20 protein-coding genes are annotated in these 14,812 nt (G+C 32.9%); all 20 read left to right on the plus strand.

Translation table 11 applies throughout. From position 1 onward, the window contains the following. Positions 1-1,473 precede the first annotated feature (1,473 nt). A complete protein-coding gene (locus CDOMF_RS10355) occupies positions 1,474-1,869 on the plus strand; it encodes a hypothetical protein (RefSeq protein WP_260953189.1) in 396 nt (131 codons plus the stop codon). A 33-nt stretch (positions 1,870-1,902) separates the two neighbouring features. Next, positions 1,903-2,253, plus strand: a complete 351-nt coding sequence (locus CDOMF_RS10360; RefSeq protein ID WP_260953191.1) for a hypothetical protein — start codon at positions 1,903-1,905, stop codon at positions 2,251-2,253. Then, positions 2,243-2,746 carry a hypothetical protein gene (locus CDOMF_RS10365; RefSeq protein WP_260953192.1) on the plus strand — a complete coding sequence of 168 codons (504 nt, stop codon included), beginning with the start codon at positions 2,243-2,245 and terminating at the stop codon, positions 2,744-2,746. The genes CDOMF_RS10360 and CDOMF_RS10365 overlap by 11 nt, the downstream gene beginning before the upstream one ends. Next, the gene (locus CDOMF_RS10370; RefSeq protein ID WP_260953193.1) at positions 2,743-3,483 is read left to right on the plus strand and encodes a hypothetical protein; all 741 of its coding nucleotides are present in this window, start codon (positions 2,743-2,745) and stop codon (positions 3,481-3,483) included. Before CDOMF_RS10365 ends, CDOMF_RS10370 begins: the two co-directional genes overlap by 4 nt. Positions 3,484-3,487: 4 nt before the next feature. After that, positions 3,488-3,709 carry a hypothetical protein gene (locus tag CDOMF_RS10375; RefSeq protein WP_260953194.1) on the plus strand — a complete coding sequence of 74 codons (222 nt, stop codon included), beginning with the start codon at positions 3,488-3,490 and terminating at the stop codon, positions 3,707-3,709. A gap of 20 nt (positions 3,710-3,729) precedes the next feature. Continuing rightward, positions 3,730-4,290, plus strand: coding sequence for a hypothetical protein (locus CDOMF_RS10380; RefSeq protein WP_260953195.1), 561 nt, complete (start codon positions 3,730-3,732; stop codon positions 4,288-4,290). A 1-nt stretch (position 4,291) separates the two neighbouring features. Then, the gene (locus tag CDOMF_RS10385) at positions 4,292-4,447 is read left to right on the plus strand and encodes a hypothetical protein (RefSeq protein ID WP_260953197.1); all 156 of its coding nucleotides are present in this window, start codon (positions 4,292-4,294) and stop codon (positions 4,445-4,447) included. After that, positions 4,444-5,205 (plus strand): hypothetical protein, encoded by a 762-nt coding sequence (locus tag CDOMF_RS10390; protein WP_260953198.1) that lies wholly within the window; start codon positions 4,444-4,446, stop codon positions 5,203-5,205. The genes CDOMF_RS10385 and CDOMF_RS10390 overlap by 4 nt, the downstream gene beginning before the upstream one ends. A 1-nt stretch (position 5,206) precedes the next feature. Continuing rightward, entirely contained in the window at positions 5,207-5,491 is a 285-nt protein-coding gene (locus CDOMF_RS10395) for a hypothetical protein (RefSeq protein ID WP_260953200.1), read from the plus strand. Next, on the plus strand, positions 5,484-6,431 hold the full coding sequence (locus CDOMF_RS10400; protein ID WP_260953201.1) for a hypothetical protein: 948 nt from the start codon (positions 5,484-5,486) through the stop codon (positions 6,429-6,431). The genes CDOMF_RS10395 and CDOMF_RS10400 overlap by 8 nt, the downstream gene beginning before the upstream one ends. Before the next feature lie 14 nt (positions 6,432-6,445). After that, positions 6,446-7,072, plus strand: coding sequence for a hypothetical protein (locus CDOMF_RS10405; protein ID WP_260953202.1), 627 nt, complete (start codon positions 6,446-6,448; stop codon positions 7,070-7,072). A gap of 18 nt (positions 7,073-7,090) precedes the next feature. Further along, positions 7,091-7,654: a transglycosylase SLT domain-containing protein gene (locus CDOMF_RS10410; protein WP_260953203.1), complete on the plus strand. Its 564-nt coding sequence runs from the start codon at positions 7,091-7,093 to the stop codon at positions 7,652-7,654. An 18-nt stretch (positions 7,655-7,672) separates the two neighbouring features. Then, positions 7,673-7,969, plus strand: a complete 297-nt coding sequence (locus CDOMF_RS10415; protein ID WP_260953204.1) for a hypothetical protein — start codon at positions 7,673-7,675, stop codon at positions 7,967-7,969. A gap of 9 nt (positions 7,970-7,978) precedes the next feature. After that, on the plus strand, positions 7,979-9,106 hold the full coding sequence (locus CDOMF_RS10420) for a hypothetical protein (RefSeq protein WP_260953205.1): 1,128 nt from the start codon (positions 7,979-7,981) through the stop codon (positions 9,104-9,106). 10 nt (positions 9,107-9,116) lie between these two features. Continuing rightward, entirely contained in the window at positions 9,117-9,941 is an 825-nt protein-coding gene (locus CDOMF_RS10425; protein WP_260953206.1) for a hypothetical protein, read from the plus strand. 2 nt (positions 9,942-9,943) lie between these two features. Beyond that, the gene (locus CDOMF_RS10430) at positions 9,944-10,408 is read left to right on the plus strand and encodes a hypothetical protein (protein WP_260953207.1); all 465 of its coding nucleotides are present in this window, start codon (positions 9,944-9,946) and stop codon (positions 10,406-10,408) included. A gap of 4 nt (positions 10,409-10,412) precedes the next feature. After that, positions 10,413-12,818, plus strand: coding sequence for a hypothetical protein (locus CDOMF_RS10435; protein ID WP_260953209.1), 2,406 nt, complete (start codon positions 10,413-10,415; stop codon positions 12,816-12,818). 79 nt (positions 12,819-12,897) lie between these two features. Further along, positions 12,898-13,443: a type IV toxin-antitoxin system AbiEi family antitoxin gene (abiEi, locus tag CDOMF_RS10440; RefSeq protein WP_260953210.1), complete on the plus strand. Its 546-nt coding sequence runs from the start codon at positions 12,898-12,900 to the stop codon at positions 13,441-13,443. Continuing rightward, positions 13,430-14,314, plus strand: coding sequence for a nucleotidyl transferase AbiEii/AbiGii toxin family protein (locus tag CDOMF_RS10445; protein WP_260953211.1), 885 nt, complete (start codon positions 13,430-13,432; stop codon positions 14,312-14,314). The genes abiEi and CDOMF_RS10445 overlap by 14 nt, the downstream gene beginning before the upstream one ends. A 93-nt stretch (positions 14,315-14,407) precedes the next feature. Continuing rightward, on the plus strand, positions 14,408-14,812 hold the full coding sequence (locus tag CDOMF_RS10450; protein ID WP_260953212.1) for a hypothetical protein: 405 nt from the start codon (positions 14,408-14,410) through the stop codon (positions 14,810-14,812).

Below are 14,812 nucleotides of genomic sequence, written 5' to 3' on the forward strand. Positions count from 1 at the left end.
GGTTAAGTGGATAGCGAAGCGGTTACTATACGTGAGTCATCTCACTCACTCCCCTAGCCTATTTCATATAGCATAAGTTTCATCTAAGCTTATTATATATGCTTAAGTATTTTTTAATATTTGTTATCCTTAAGTTATTCTTAGAATTATCATATCTTTAGTTTTATTTAAGAATATATTTTTATAATATTTTATATCATAAAAATCATACTGACCTATCTTGTCAGCTTGCTTATTTTTTTGAGAAAAATCTCTAGCTCGAGTAGCTTTTGTGAGCTTATCAAAATAATCCGACTTGCCTATTTTTTAAAGTTATGTTAAGATATGCTATATATGATTTTTTGGAGTTTTTGATTATGATTTCTTTAGATAATTTTTTAAAATTAAACCTTAAATACTGAGCAGTTTGTTGTCAAGATTTTAGAGAGCAATAATGAGTTAAAAAAGATGAGCTATATCTTGCCAAGAAGTATCTACTTGAGCCTGATAAAATAATGTAGAAAATTTTAAAAAATAATGCTTTGATAACAATTCGTTATTAGTTCAATATTTAGTTAATATTATATCATTAACAACTTAGTAATATCTAACTATTTAAATGATAATAAACTAATACTGATATATTATTTATATACTACTGATTAAATATCATAACACTATAATGTCAATAACATATCATTACTGATTTGATAGTGTTTTTGGTAGTGGTATAATAGTGTTATGTTAGTTATATGATAATATATCATTAGTGATAGTGTAGTGATATATAAGTAGTATTTTATTGATAGTGTAGCGGTTTAGTTTTGATTATGGTTTGATAATATAATAAAAATATAATGTTATGTTATCAATAGTATTTTTTTATGATTAGATACCATTGCTTATATTACTTAGTATTTTAGTTTGCTTGAATTCTTTTTTGTGAAATTTTAGAGTAGAGTAGAAGAAAATAGTGCTTTTAAATTTGGATATAATAGCGGTAAAATCGATGTTTAGAGCATTTTATATCTGTCCAGCTGAGTGGATTATCTGTCTATTTGGTAGGACTATCTGTCCAGCTGAGGAGACAAAATAAACTCATTTTGTTTGTAATTGATAATAGAAAGAGCCGTTTTTTATAAAAAGTCTCACAAAAATAGACAAAAAAGGCTATTTTAAGCAATATTTAAGATTATTTTCCACAAATTAGTAGAAAATTGTATAGTGAATAAAATGGAGATTACTATGTATCCATACTTGTAGAATGGAGTAGCGAGCTCTTGCTCCATTTTCTCTACATAATAGACAAAATCCCTATTTTTAAGCAAATATTAATTTTATTTTCTATTTTTTATAGACAATTCCTGATAGCATAGGCATAATTTTTTCTTTAGTTTCTTTAGGTTACAAAATGTAACCTTTTAAGGTTATTTTTATTTTTATATTTTTCTTTTCTTTTAGAATGACGATAAAAAATTCTAAAAAGGAGAGATTATGAATAAGAAACTTATTCTATCGTTTGGTTTGTTGGTCGGTCTAGCGACCTTTGGTTTTGGTGCTGATGAGTTTTCTGAGGCGGCAAATGTTGTTAGCTCTGCTTCTACTTCGGGTAAGAGCATTGTTAAAGAGGGCGTGCAATGGACTTTTGCTCTTGTATTGCCTCTAGCTCTTATGATTATTTCTGCTTTTCTTGCGTATAAATTTGAAAAACAAAAAAGTGAGCAAGATAAAGAAACCTCTAAAATATATATGAAAATGGCTGCTGCTGCACTTGGTGGCTTTTTTGCCTATATCGCAATATCGATGCTAGTTAGCCGCTGGTTCTTTGGTGATTTTACAAGTATATTCGATAAGGTTATCTATGCGTTCTTTAGCGGGGTCTTCGCATAATATAAATTTGTAAAAATTCTGGAGACTTAGAAAATGAGATATTTTATTTTTGCTTGCATTTTTTCTAGTTTTGCCTTTGCAAAATGTTATTACATTCCTTGTGATGGTAATGTTAATGCCACCGAACAACAAACTAAAATGGCTTTAAAGCCTGAATTTGAGAATGTGATTAGCGAGCTTAAGATTTTAAAAGAAAAATACGAGACAAATTTAAAAACTTATGAAAAAAGCAACCAATTATTAAGTGATCAGATAGCGCTTGCCAAAGAAAAGGCTTTGAGAAATAAGGAGATTATTTTTCTGCTTACGAAATTTAATCAAAGCCTTAGCACATCTATAAATATAGATGCTATAACAGACGAGGTATCTAAGAATGCAAATTAGAACAACTAAATTTCCGTTATTTTTTTGGGGATTTAATAGATCGTATGAGTGTTCGCTGGACTTCGAGCAAAATATATATAAAAATTTAGAGGCAAATACTGAGTATAAATTTAAAAAGTTGAATAATTTTTTATTTTTAATTCTTAAGTATTTGCCTATTTTGTTCGTTTTTCTATTTACTTTTAATAGATTTGATTTTTCTTTAACGAAACTTACTATGGTCGCATATATTTTTGCGGTTATATTAGCAAGCGCAATCAATCTGTTTGAAAATATGCTTCGTCAGTTTTTGAGTATTGTGATAATTGTCGTTTCGGCAGTTACAGGATTTTTTATCGGTGAAATATTCTTGGTCGCTTATACACTAAAGTATTTTTTACTTCTTAGCGTGCTTATTATGGTCTTTTTAGATATGAGACTCGATTCTTATTCTATCGTAGATGATAAAGGCAAAATTTTATCAAATTTTATAATTCCAAAGAGAACGAAATGAAAAAAATATCTTTGATTTTAATGACACTTTCAGGCTTTATTGTTGCAAATCCGCTCGATCCGCAAAATTTTATTGCACCTACCCAGCAGGAGTTGCAACAAAATCAAAGTCAAAAGATTGATGATTTAAAAGCAAATAGCTTTTATCTAAATTTAGATCCAAAAGATATAAATGCCATTCAAAAAAGAGATGAAGAGGTAAGAAATGCTTTTGATAGGTTTTCGCAAAAAGAGATAAATTATAAGCCAGCCATTCGTCCTATCGCTTCTATGGATAGTATAAATCTGCACCCATATTTTACCACTACCATATTGCTTCCAAAAGGTTCTATCATAAGCCATATCGATAGCTCAAGTAAAATGGCGGTTTTAAAATATGAGAATAATGCTGTTTTAATACGTCCAAATCAGGATTTCAAGATAGCTAATTTTACGATCCTTTATAAATTGAACGATGAAAATCAAATTTTAAACGTGCTAGCTAATTTCTATGAAAAAAACCCGCAGGACTTTCAAGATAAGCTAAATTTGGTTTATTCGTATCTTAATACCCCAAAACTGGATGATCTTGAAGTTTTGAGCGCATACGTAAAAGAATTTGGTTCTCTCCCAAAGGAGCAATATTCATTTATACAAATAGGCGATATAAGCTATCGTATAGTTAGAGATGAAAAATATGGAAATATTATGCGTGGCGGTAATAAATATCGCATAGATAACAATACGATTTACAGGTAAGAATATGGAAGAAATACATAAGAGGCTTGACGGGCTTTCTGAAAAAATAAACAAGCTGGAGGCTATAATGAATGTTATGGCTGATCATATCGAAGTTTTAGAAAAGAGAAGTGAAAAAATTACTGATAAATTTAAATTTGGAAGATTTAGATTTAGAAAACTTAGTGATGATTTACCAAAAATAAGTTTAGAAAAAAGAGCTAGTTTCAGCTTAAATGATGATTAAAAAAATTTAAAGGATTGAGTATGCTAAATAAAAAAACGATAATTTTCATTTCGATTTTGGTTGTTGCGATTGTCGGTATTGCTTTTTTAATCAAGCCTGATAATAGCGAGAGCGTAGCTTCTGAGCCAAAAACGCAAAATGTATCTGCAGCGACTTCGCCAGCAAAAACAGATAATCAACTAACGGACGGAAACGGAACATTTATTCCACCAAAGATGGAGATTAATCCATTTGCTCAAAATCTAGCGAGCGATAAAGATGAGGCTATAAAAAGCTCGGCTAAGGTTGATGCCGATGAGCCAAAAGTTAGCGATATGACAAATTATGAAAATGCGAGGCAAGAGGACGCTATCAAACAAATATCAAAAATGCAAAAACCCAACGATATGATAGCTTTTTTGAAAGAAAAGCAGAGCGAATTTCAATTTAATGCGAAAGAAAAAAGCTTTAAATTTGATCTAAAAGAGTATGCGATCGGAGATAAATTTTTGGATTTTTTTGAGATAACGGATGTCGGCTCAAATTTTATACGTTTTAAAGATGATGGCTATGAATATAATCTTAGGTTTATAAAGGACTAAAATGGGCGGTATAGCTGAAATCATTGCAGAGATGAAAGCGGAGCTAAATAGGCTCTATGCGAAAATCAAAAAAATTGAAGCTTCTCTTGACGAGATAGAAGAATTTTTAAATGAAAACAATGTTGAAGAAATCAAAAAACAAGGAATAAAAATATGAAGAAGATCATTCTTTTTATAAGTTTTATCGCTATCGGCTTAAATGCGGATAGCCTATATACTGAGCCAAGCCCAAAGAGTTTTAAAAATGGATTTAATGCAGGTATAAATGCAGTAGCGTTTCAGGCAAAGGTGGATGGATTTTCTCCGCAAATTATAAGAGTAACTAAACCTTATGTCGTAGCTGTTGAGATAAAAAATATGAGCCTTGATGAAGCTTTGTTTTTACAAATTATAGCTCATCGCGAGGGATATGATACTCATTTAACTAAGCAATATGTAGTATTTGGAGAGTATGAAAGAGAGATGGACGCTAAAAAGGTGGTTGATGCTTTAAAAACAAAGTATAAAATAGAAAGTAGCGTTGCCAAAATCTTAAAAGATCAAAAGCAATTTATTACGTATCCGTATCTATTCAGTGATTTTTATGAGAAACTTTTAAAAGAGGCAAAGGATAGCGGAGTAATAGAGGCTCTTAAAATAGTTGAAATTAAACCGCAGATCGTTAAGAAGCCTGTTAAGAAAGCTGTTGCGCCTATTGCAAAAACCCAAATGATTATCTTAAAAAATTCTAAGGCGATGAGCTACAATCTATCAAATAACGATGAAAGTAACTCAAAGAATTTAAATGATAATGAACTAAAAAGCGGTAAATACGTCTATGAAAAGACTATTACTACTAAACAGGGCGAGAAATTTGTAAAAGTAAAGGGTGAAAACCTATATTTTAGTGTGCTGGACACAGTTATCGGAGAATAAAATGAGAGTATTTTTTATAGCTGTATTGGCACTATTTTTTCTAGGTTGTAGCGGTAAGGTGCAAACAAATAAAATTCCAAATGAGAAAAGGTGGAATTTACCAGCTGAAACGAAAAAATATAATCCTAGTATAAATACGAAATATATATCTGATTTTGAGGAGTATGCGTCAGATTTTTTCCGTCAAAGCATCGGGACAAATAGTGGCTTAAGAAAGGGCTATACGGATGATGAAGAGCTGGATATTTATGGTGTCGGATTAAACAGGGGGCATTTTAGTGAATAAGGTTAAAATAACACTCCTATTTTTAGCTAGTGCGCTTTTTGCATCGGATAAGACAATGGATGGTCAAGCTGTAACTGATCACGCAATAAGATCGGCTAGCGAGGGACGTGAAGTAGTAGTGGAAAGAAAACTCAGTCCTATCGAAATAAATAAAAAGAGTGAAAAGCTGTTTTACGGCGAAACGATTTTAAATTGGCACTACGCTTTGCAAAAAGAGAACTTGCGAGGCAGTGAGTTTTTGGGAAAAACAGCCGAGAATACGCTGGTTAGAAACGTTGTAAAATCTGAAACTGACAATGCTAAAGATACGAATTCTACGACTGAACTTGTGGCGGTCAAAGGATTTTGTTTTATTCCTGAAGACATAAACGTAGGTAAGCAGCCTAGCTCTTTTAGGGTTAATTGCGAGACTAATTACGGCGGAATTGTAATGTTTGCCGATCTTGTAAATGTCAATGACAGAGCGAGCCTTATAGCAGATCCGAAATATATAGAAAAAAACGGATATCGCTTTAAAGTATCAAGCTCTATTGTTACAAATGAGGAAAAAACAAGTTACAACATAGCTACTTTTGTAAATGATCGAAAGCTAGCTGAAATCGGATGGGGAGCGGTAAGTGTAGGCTCTGACGAGTTTAAAACGCATACAAATGCTTATTTAAAGGCACTTGAAAGCTCAAAGACAAAGCAAACTACTGATTATGTAAGTGTAACTGATGGCTCGGGCAATGTCTATCCGCAAGCCGTGCAGAATACAAATACCGAAAAACCTGATCCGCTTGATTATCTTATAGTGGGTGGCGTGAACATGATTGCAAGTATCGCAAAAAATACAGCCGAAATTTTCAAACGAGATTTACCATATCTTTATCAAATCGTAGGACAAACAAAGATATGGATAGATTTGCAAGTCGAAAAAGACGGTGTTTATACTAAGTAAAAAAGGAAAAGCAAATGAAAAAGATTAGTTTAATTTTATCTCTCGGGGTCGCTTTGTTTGCAAATAGCACTAGCACAGAGGATTTTTTCTACAATAGAGGCTATGAAATGGGCTACTCATCTGGTTACGAAAAAGGCGTAGCAGATGCTTTTAAAGAGGCGAAAAGGGTTTTAGAACGATACAAAGATGATTTGTATGCTTATGAGGTAGGTAAATACTTGATTAAAACTCAAAGGCTAACCTATCCGCAAATTTGGCAAGAGCGAACCGATGACGGCAGGGTTGTATTAAGAATTATGCCTAGTATCGTTGAAAAAGAGTTAAATATCGATGAGCTTTTTAGCAGATTTGCAAACATTCCTAAGATGGATCAAGTTGCATCAAGCAGACTGGAGCTTACGACGGAGCAAAAAAATTCTGTAAATTTAAGTAGGCGCGATAGCAATATAAATGAGATGCCTCAAAATGTAAATACGGCAATCAATAAGAAAACCTTAAGAATTAAGAAAAATTCTGCAAATTTAGAGATTTTAAAACGTGCGAATGTTGTTTTTAGCGATGAAGACGATAGCTATAACGTGTTATTTTTTACCGAAAGAGAAGAGAGGGATTTTTGCAAACAATTTGAAATTTGCAAATAAAAACTCTAGGAATGTATGATGAAATCTATATTGTTTTTAATTAGTATGATCTGCCTTTTAAGCGGATATTCCGATCAAGATATTGCCGATGGATTAAGAATGGCAAGTGTTAAGAGCAATATAGATAAAAGAGTGCTTTATACCATAGCAAAGATAGAAAGCGATTTTACGCCTTTAATAATTAGCTTTACTAGCCACAACAAGGATCACGATTACCCAAATTTAAAAAGAAGTATCGGAAAATATAAAAATAAGTATCTTATCTCATTTCGCGGAGATAAAGAGAGCTTAAAGGCGGCTCTTGAAAATTTGATTGAAAAAGGATACCGAGTTGATGCTGGATTGATGCAGATAAATTCAGTCAATTTTTCAAAAGATGAGATCGATGATATTTTTAACATCGAATACAATATCGATAAATCCATATCTGTTCTAAAAATGTGCGTGAGCTTAACAAAAAATACAAAACAGGCTATTGAGTGCTATAACAAAGGGAAGAAAAGCATATATTCAAACTACGATTATTATGAAAAATTTAAAAATAACTACTTGATGGCTTTTGCCAAAATCTCAAATAAGTAGTTCAAGGGGCGGATAAAGATGAAAAAAATAGTAGTTTCTATTGCAATACTTTTAAGCTTTAGTCAAAGTTTGTTTGCTTGCTTGTGCGCTGGAGAGATCGTTCAAAGCTTTAAGCAGTATGAAATGGAACTTAAGAGAGCTTTAAAAGCTCAGCAAAATTCACTTAAGAATTTGCAATCAAAAGTAGATGATACGACTTCAAATTTGGACGAACAAAATATCTTGATTTCAAATGAAAATGAGCTATTTAAAGCAACTATTTTGAAGCAAAGAGAGCTCATTTTTGAGCTTACAAAAAAAATAAATCTAAGATAAGGATGAAAAATGAAAAAAGAGATTGTATTGTTGAGTGCTACGGTTTTGGCACTAAATTTAAATGCTTTTAACCTAGACGACATAACCAATAAAGCGATAGGGTCTGCTTTTAGTTCGCTTGATAAACAATTTAACGGTCTTTTAAAGCAAGGGACTAATCTTGTAAATCAATGCTACGATACAAGTAGTTTTCGTTTTAACACCAACTTGGATATATGTGAGCTTGCTAGCGAGATAGATAAGCTAAATGTTAATGTTTGCTCTTTGATCGGCGGAAGCGGAACAAAGAAAGTAGGCATAACTGGAGCGAAGTATTTATGTAATAGTAAGGCAAGAGAATTTTCTGATTATGCTAGCAAGCAAGCGGGGGATTTTGCCGAGTGGAAAATTCTTGATGAAGAAGAAAGCAATGAACTAAAAGCGAGTTTGCCTAGCGGTCAAAAAGTAAAGGAGTATTTTGGCAATTGGGATATATCAAATGTCTTAAAGACGGACAAGGGTATTGTAAGCTCGTATTTGAAAGATGGCAATATGAAAGCCGTCGGCGTGATAATGGAGTATGCTAAAACAAGCGGAGCAAATACCGATCTAACTAAAATCAAGATTGAAGACATCAAAGCCCCAGCAAATTTAGAAGCTTACAACAAAGGCGTAAGCGAAAGCGTAAAAACGTATAAAAGTGCTATAAAAGAGGCTAATCCAAATCAGGTTTCAAACTCCGTAAAGGCAACTTTATCGGAAGCTAGTCAATCTGAGCTATCTAAAAAGGCAAATGAACACGTAAGTAAAGCTAAAAGCAATTTTGATGTTGCAAAGCAAATTGAAATTTCAAATGCTCTTGCCATATCAAATCATAAAGAGATCGCTATCCCGACAGATGAATACGTCCAAACTATGAGAAAGGATTTAAGACCTTTGCTAGTAGCTCAAATCAGGAAACAACAAGCGATAGAGACATCTATCATCTCTGCTATTGAAGAAAAATATGCCAATAAATATGAAATTGCAAAACTGCTGGCAGATAAGGAAGTAATTATGGCGTTGCAATTTGATGAAGCTTCAGCAAAAGCAGAGATCGATCAGATAGCCAATAGTGCCTCATCAGGCGGTAATTCTATTGGTAAATTTATAAAATAAGAGAGATTTTATGGGATTGTTTAGTAAAAAAGAAAAAAAAGATAAAACAACTAACATTGAGATAAAAAGCGAGGCAGAGCAAGCAAAACAACCTGAATATAAGCCAAATTTAAAAAGTCCGAAAGAGACACTAAATTTTAAATGCGAGCAGTTTTTTGGTAAAAATTGGAAATTTGTAGGCAGCTTTATAGGTATTTCGATGCTAGTTATGGCATATCAAATAGGCGATATTAGCTCAAAAATGGATAAGCTTACGGAAGTAGTTTATGAAAATAACGGCAAGGTTGTTCTTACTACGACGGACGGCAGGGCTTTAAAGGTTGTTAAAGAGCCTTTAAAGGCTGAATATCTTAAGCAATTTGCGGTTTCAACATTTGTAAATAACTTCATTGTTTCCAAATCCCAGCTTACAAATAACTTTGAAAAAATCCAGTTTTCAAATGCTAGCGAAGTGCTTGATAATGTGCCTAGTCTTAGGTTAATCTTAAAGAATTTCATAGATACGCCACAAGGATCGGGCGATATAAAAGCATATTCTACTTGGCTGATCTCATCTGTTGTAAATGATAAATTGCCTGAATACATAGCTTTGAAAGATTATAGCTTAGATCGCTACGAATATAATGGAAATAAATATGAGCTAGAAATTTCAATCAAAGTAATAGCTCAATCTTGGATGATAGCTAAAAGCGAATATGTTGCGCAAAACGGCGTGATAAAAATCAAAGCGAGTGGAAGTTTTGATTTAAGTAAATCAAACGATATTAATCCATACGGAATGCGAATTGATAGGATACAGATTAATCCTGTCGTAAAAGCTTTTGTAAAGGGGTAGGGATGGAAAAAGACGCAAAAAGTATTGAGGAATTAAATCAAAAGCTCATCGATTATATTACAAAGCTACAAACTCAAAACAAGGAGTTGATAGAGGATACGAGCTTAAATGCAATGCATATAAAGCAGCTTAGAGATAAATTTGAAAGAGCCTATAATGGCTTAAATGACGAACTAAGACAGACAAATAAAAACTGCGACGAGTTTTCTCAAGGACTAGAGGTTAAATTTAACGAGAGTGGCAATAACAACTATGCAAACTTTATCAAAGAGCTTGTAAAAAATGATTTTACGGCTATGCAAAACAATATTGTAGAAGACTTTAAAAGAGAGTTCGGAGGAAAAACGCCAGCAAAGCAAGGATCAAGCTTAGTATCTATCATAGCATTGATCTTATCGGGCATTAGCTTTGTATTCTTAATGTTGCTTAATTTTAAATTCGATCTATTTTCACAAATTTTAAGGTAAAGATATGAATATGCTTAAATTTATTAGATTTGTCTTTTTTACATCTATTTTGTCGGCTACTTTTGCAAATGCGAATATGACCGCAGAGGAGATGGAGGTTTTTGCTGGAAATGATAGAGTTGTTGAAAGCGGAGCTTGCAAATGGACGTGTAGAGAAACTAAAGAGCCGTATAAGACAAGGATTATAGGTTTTGATATAGCTAATGGAGAGACCTTTTGTAAAGTTTATAAGGACACGGATTACAATACATATTTAAAATTTAACGCTTCAAAGGTTAATAAGGCTTGCGTGAAAAATATGGGGGAGATTAGCAAGGACATAATGAACTCTACAAAGGGGCTAAAAGAGGTTTATAGGCAAGCAAGCTTACAAACTAGCTCTGTTATGCAGGCTAATACAAGCGATACTCAGCTAACTTTTACTCGGTTTTTAGCTTCTTTTTTAACGCTTGATCCAAATATCATCGATAGAGAGGCGACTGAAAAAATTGGCGAACTAACGCTAAAAAACGGAATTTCAACTTTTAGCGTTTTAAATTTTGCAAAAGAAAAAGATGAAAAGATAGATAGGGGTTTTTGGGAAAGATTAAAAAGAGGTGATGTCGCAGGTTTGGGAGAACGGGTTGAGGAGTGGATGAACCAAGCATATAATAAAAAATTAAGAGAAAAATCTCAAAGCTTATCAACTGTCGATGTTACGCAAACATCCGTTGCAGATGGATTTAATAAAAACAATATGGCATATTTTTCAAATCTATTTCTAGCTAACGAAAAGATTTACCAGCACTTACAAATTATCATATTTATCTTAGTGGGCGGATTTTTTGTAAGCAGGATAGGGGCTGAAAAAATTCAAGTATATTTAGAAAATAGAGGCGAAAGCTCAGGCAAGCAACCATATTTGCATAAATTTTATATTCCAATCATTATGGTAGGCACATTTTTTATGCCTATACCTGAAGCTAATAATCTAGCTCACTCGACCATAGTGCAAAATATGATTAGGTATTTTGCTACTGAAAGCACTAGAGTAGCCGACATCGCAAGCGCCACTATAAACAGAGTTTATTTGGAAAAAATATATAAAAGCTTAGGTATTCTTACTCCCGATGGCATAGACGTATTAGTAGATAGACAAGCGAAAGCGAAATATACGTATCAGCAGATTAGTGAAATTTATAAAGATACTTGCAAGAAAAGATTCCCTGAAGCTTATAATGCTCCTACGATTGAGTATATTACTAGCTTAACGGAAGAAGAGAAGAAAAAATTGCAAGAAAAGGATAAACAAGATTTTCAAAGCGTAAGTGGAGAGCCATATGATATTACCCTTGATGCTTGTTTGCTATTAGAAGTTACCGCTTTAAATGCTAGAAATAACGAAATAAAGTTAAAGCAACAGCTAGACGGAGTTATAAAGGCATTTGATAAAAAAGAGATGCAAAGCAGGATAAATGCTTTAGACGGCTATTTTTCTTTAAGAGAGCAGCAACTAGGCTGGATCAATTCCATTTTAACGCCTACTAGCAGTATAGCTGCGGAAGTTATTATGTTCTCTGGAGATAGAGTTAGTAATTATAATTTAAAAGAGACTACGGCGGCGAATACAAAAAATGCTCTCGATGCGATAAGTAAAGGACAAGCACAAAATGCTAGCGAAGATGAGATAAATGAAAGTTGGCTAGCGATGCTCGGAGGACAACTTGTGTATATGACCTTGCCCGGTGCGACAGCTATCAAGGATTTTGTATATGAAAACGCTAATAAATTTGGTTCGATAATAGGCGGAGCGGTTGGCTCTTCTGGAACGCCGATAGGAACTATGATAGGTAGTATTGTTGGATATTTTGTCGGAACGATCGGAGGTAGCACGGCATCTTATGCTACTGCTATTTATTTAATGCACAAAATGCTTGCGTATTTACCTTTGATTGTTTGCGCTACTGCTAGTGCGATAGCCTTTGTAGCCTATTTAGTTTCGCTTTGTAAGTATTTTTATATCTCTCCGTTTGTCGTGGCTTTTTCGCTCACCACAAAGAAGATGGATAAGATAGTTGAGTTTCTAGTAAGCGGTATAGCGATCTTTTTAAAACCAGTTTTAATAGTCCTATTTATAGGGCTTGCTCTATTTATTTATACTTTAGTCGATGAAGTATATCTTTTCTTGGCGACGGAGCAGTTTAGCGGCATAAAAACCGATGCGTTTAGCCCTATAATTAATTTTACGATCGGATCGGTTACAGGTATGCTTGAAATCTTTGGAAAGCTAGCTTCCGTGTATGTTATGTGGAAGTTAATAATCTCAGGTCCAGCTTGGGCGTTATCGCTTGTTGGAGTAGATGGAAAACAAGATGATATGATATCTCAAGGTATAGAGCAGAATTTATCTAGGAAAGCGTTTGTTGCATAAAGTTAAGCTTTCCTTTATCTAAAAGATTCTATACTAACCTAAAAATTAACAATATTGTTAATTTTTAGGGGATTTAAAAATGACAACAAAAGAATTAATTGCTGTTTTGGATAGACTAGATAACGAGTTTAAAATGCCTTTTATTAGAGTTAAGCAGCTTCGTATATTTTTCCCAAATGAAAGCAATGAAGTATTTAGAGTATCGCTTGCAAGGCAGGTAAAAAGCGGAGTTATAGAAAAAATTTGTAGAGGTTTATATCTAAATCCTCGAAGCAGGCATATCCCTGAAAATCTACTTGAAAATATCGCTTGTCTAATTCGCGATAGAAGAGAATTTTATTTAAGCTTAGAGAGTATTTTAAGTAGTAATGGGATTATCTCACAAATTCCAAATCGCCTTACGTTTATTTCAAAAAGTAGAAGCGATACAATCAATACGCCTTACGGAATTATTGAATTCTCAAAAGGAAATGTAAAGGATATGATTTTTAGTTCGGATATTTACTTAGATAATAACACTGGTATTTATACGGCTACGCCTGAACGCGCATTAAAAGATGCGTTTTTGCATAGACGTTCGATTGATTTAATAGATGAGCAAAGGAAAAAAGATGAGCTTTATTGATCTAAATAAAATTGCGGATACGTATGCTAGAGATAGAGGTGCAAATTTAAAATCTGTAATTATTAAAGAGATGTTGCATTTGGATATTCTAAGGGCGTTAAGTAATTCTGATTTATCCAGCCAAATAGTTTTTCAAGGCGGAACCGCTCTTAGACTTTGTTATCAAGGCGGTAGGTATTCAGAGGATTTAGACTTTGTTCTAGCGGATGAAAACCTTATTTTTGATAAGAGTTTGTTTAGAGAGTTTGAAAGAACATTTGCTGATAGTATGCTTAAAAAATACAATCTGCAATCGGAGCTAGTATATCCAAAGAATGATGATGGACTGGTTCAAAAATGGGTAGCTAAGATATTATTGCCTATCGAAAACAGAAAAGAGAAAATCAATATAGAGATATGTAAAATACCTAGCTATGATAATTCGGTAAAAAGTATAGAAAATTTTTACTCGAGTGCGGCTAGCGATCAGCTAGATAAAATATTATTAAAAGTAGAGAGCCTAGAGGAAATTTTAGCGGATAAGATTGTGGCGTTTGGAGCAAGAGAGTATCTAAAGTATAGGGACATATGGGATATAAAATGGCTCGGTGATAAAAATATTGCTATTGATAGCGATTTAATTTCAAAAAAAATCAGCAACTATAACATAGAAAATTTCGATGAAAAAATAAAAAATAAGCTTGATATTTTAAATAATGAAAATTTAGATGAAGCCTTTAAAAATGAAATGCAAAGGTTCTTATCTCCAAACCTGCTTGCTCAAGTTGTGAAATTTGATTTTTTTAAAGATATCAAAAAGGCTGTAAATGTCGTTTGCGAGGATTATTTAGGCGATCAGTCTAAAAATGTAAGAAAAAGACGCAGGTTATAAGATAATATATTTTTAGTAAATTACATAAAAATAGTTGATTATTTTTAAAAAGTATGCTATAATTCTTAAAAAATTTATCATAAAGGATATAAAATGAAAAAAGTTATCAGTGGTTTAATGGTTTTAGGGCTATTAATAAGTGGCGTGAGTGCGGATATTCTTTCTAAAAAAGATTGTAATGATCCTAAAATAATAAGTGCTTTAAAGACTTACTACAAAGACTTTGAGAAATACGAGGGCAGACCAGCTCCGACGTTTGAGGGTGTTAAATTTAGGATAAAATCCTCTACTTTAGGACAAGGTTATGTAAAAGAGTTTGGTATAAAAAAAGAAGATGGATATATATGCGAGACAGGCGGAAGTGGCATAGGAAAAGCATATAGAGTAATAAAGTTAAACGAAAAAATTTATGTTTATGATAGCAATTATGTTTTTGATAATAAAACAACAAGAGATACAAAAGAATTTGTCTTGAAATACGGGGTTATATTGGAATAA

Origin of the sequence: Campylobacter sp. RM16187, assembly GCF_025319965.1 — a bacterium.
Classification (GTDB): Bacteria; Campylobacterota; Campylobacteria; order Campylobacterales; family Campylobacteraceae; genus Campylobacter_A.

What these genes read in the sequence shown, in the direction of transcription:
- CDOMF_RS10415 (WP_260953204.1), top strand. Translation starts at nt 7,673, where the DNA reads ATGAAAAAAATAGTAGTTTCTATTGCAATACTTTTAAGCTTTAGTCAA.
- CDOMF_RS10390 (WP_260953198.1), top strand. Translation starts at nt 4,444, where the DNA reads ATGAAGAAGATCATTCTTTTTATAAGTTTTATCGCTATCGGCTTAAAT.
- CDOMF_RS10445 (WP_260953211.1), top strand. Translation starts at nt 13,430, where the DNA reads ATGAGCTTTATTGATCTAAATAAAATTGCGGATACGTATGCTAGAGAT.
- CDOMF_RS10430 (WP_260953207.1), top strand. Translation starts at nt 9,944, where the DNA reads ATGGAAAAAGACGCAAAAAGTATTGAGGAATTAAATCAAAAGCTCATC.
- CDOMF_RS10410 (WP_260953203.1), top strand. Translation starts at nt 7,091, where the DNA reads ATGAAATCTATATTGTTTTTAATTAGTATGATCTGCCTTTTAAGCGGA.
- CDOMF_RS10450 (WP_260953212.1), top strand. Translation starts at nt 14,408, where the DNA reads ATGAAAAAAGTTATCAGTGGTTTAATGGTTTTAGGGCTATTAATAAGT.
- CDOMF_RS10375 (WP_260953194.1), top strand. Translation starts at nt 3,488, where the DNA reads ATGGAAGAAATACATAAGAGGCTTGACGGGCTTTCTGAAAAAATAAAC.
- CDOMF_RS10355 (WP_260953189.1), top strand. Translation starts at nt 1,474, where the DNA reads ATGAATAAGAAACTTATTCTATCGTTTGGTTTGTTGGTCGGTCTAGCG.
- abiEi (WP_260953210.1), top strand. Translation starts at nt 12,898, where the DNA reads ATGACAACAAAAGAATTAATTGCTGTTTTGGATAGACTAGATAACGAG.
- CDOMF_RS10380 (WP_260953195.1), top strand. Translation starts at nt 3,730, where the DNA reads ATGCTAAATAAAAAAACGATAATTTTCATTTCGATTTTGGTTGTTGCG.
- CDOMF_RS10385 (WP_260953197.1), top strand. Translation starts at nt 4,292, where the DNA reads ATGGGCGGTATAGCTGAAATCATTGCAGAGATGAAAGCGGAGCTAAAT.
- CDOMF_RS10420 (WP_260953205.1), top strand. Translation starts at nt 7,979, where the DNA reads ATGAAAAAAGAGATTGTATTGTTGAGTGCTACGGTTTTGGCACTAAAT.
- CDOMF_RS10405 (WP_260953202.1), top strand. Translation starts at nt 6,446, where the DNA reads ATGAAAAAGATTAGTTTAATTTTATCTCTCGGGGTCGCTTTGTTTGCA.
- CDOMF_RS10360 (WP_260953191.1), top strand. Translation starts at nt 1,903, where the DNA reads ATGAGATATTTTATTTTTGCTTGCATTTTTTCTAGTTTTGCCTTTGCA.
- CDOMF_RS10435 (WP_260953209.1), top strand. Translation starts at nt 10,413, where the DNA reads ATGAATATGCTTAAATTTATTAGATTTGTCTTTTTTACATCTATTTTG.
- CDOMF_RS10395 (WP_260953200.1), top strand. Translation starts at nt 5,207, where the DNA reads ATGAGAGTATTTTTTATAGCTGTATTGGCACTATTTTTTCTAGGTTGT.
- CDOMF_RS10365 (WP_260953192.1), top strand. Translation starts at nt 2,243, where the DNA reads ATGCAAATTAGAACAACTAAATTTCCGTTATTTTTTTGGGGATTTAAT.
- CDOMF_RS10425 (WP_260953206.1), top strand. Translation starts at nt 9,117, where the DNA reads ATGGGATTGTTTAGTAAAAAAGAAAAAAAAGATAAAACAACTAACATT.
- CDOMF_RS10370 (WP_260953193.1), top strand. Translation starts at nt 2,743, where the DNA reads ATGAAAAAAATATCTTTGATTTTAATGACACTTTCAGGCTTTATTGTT.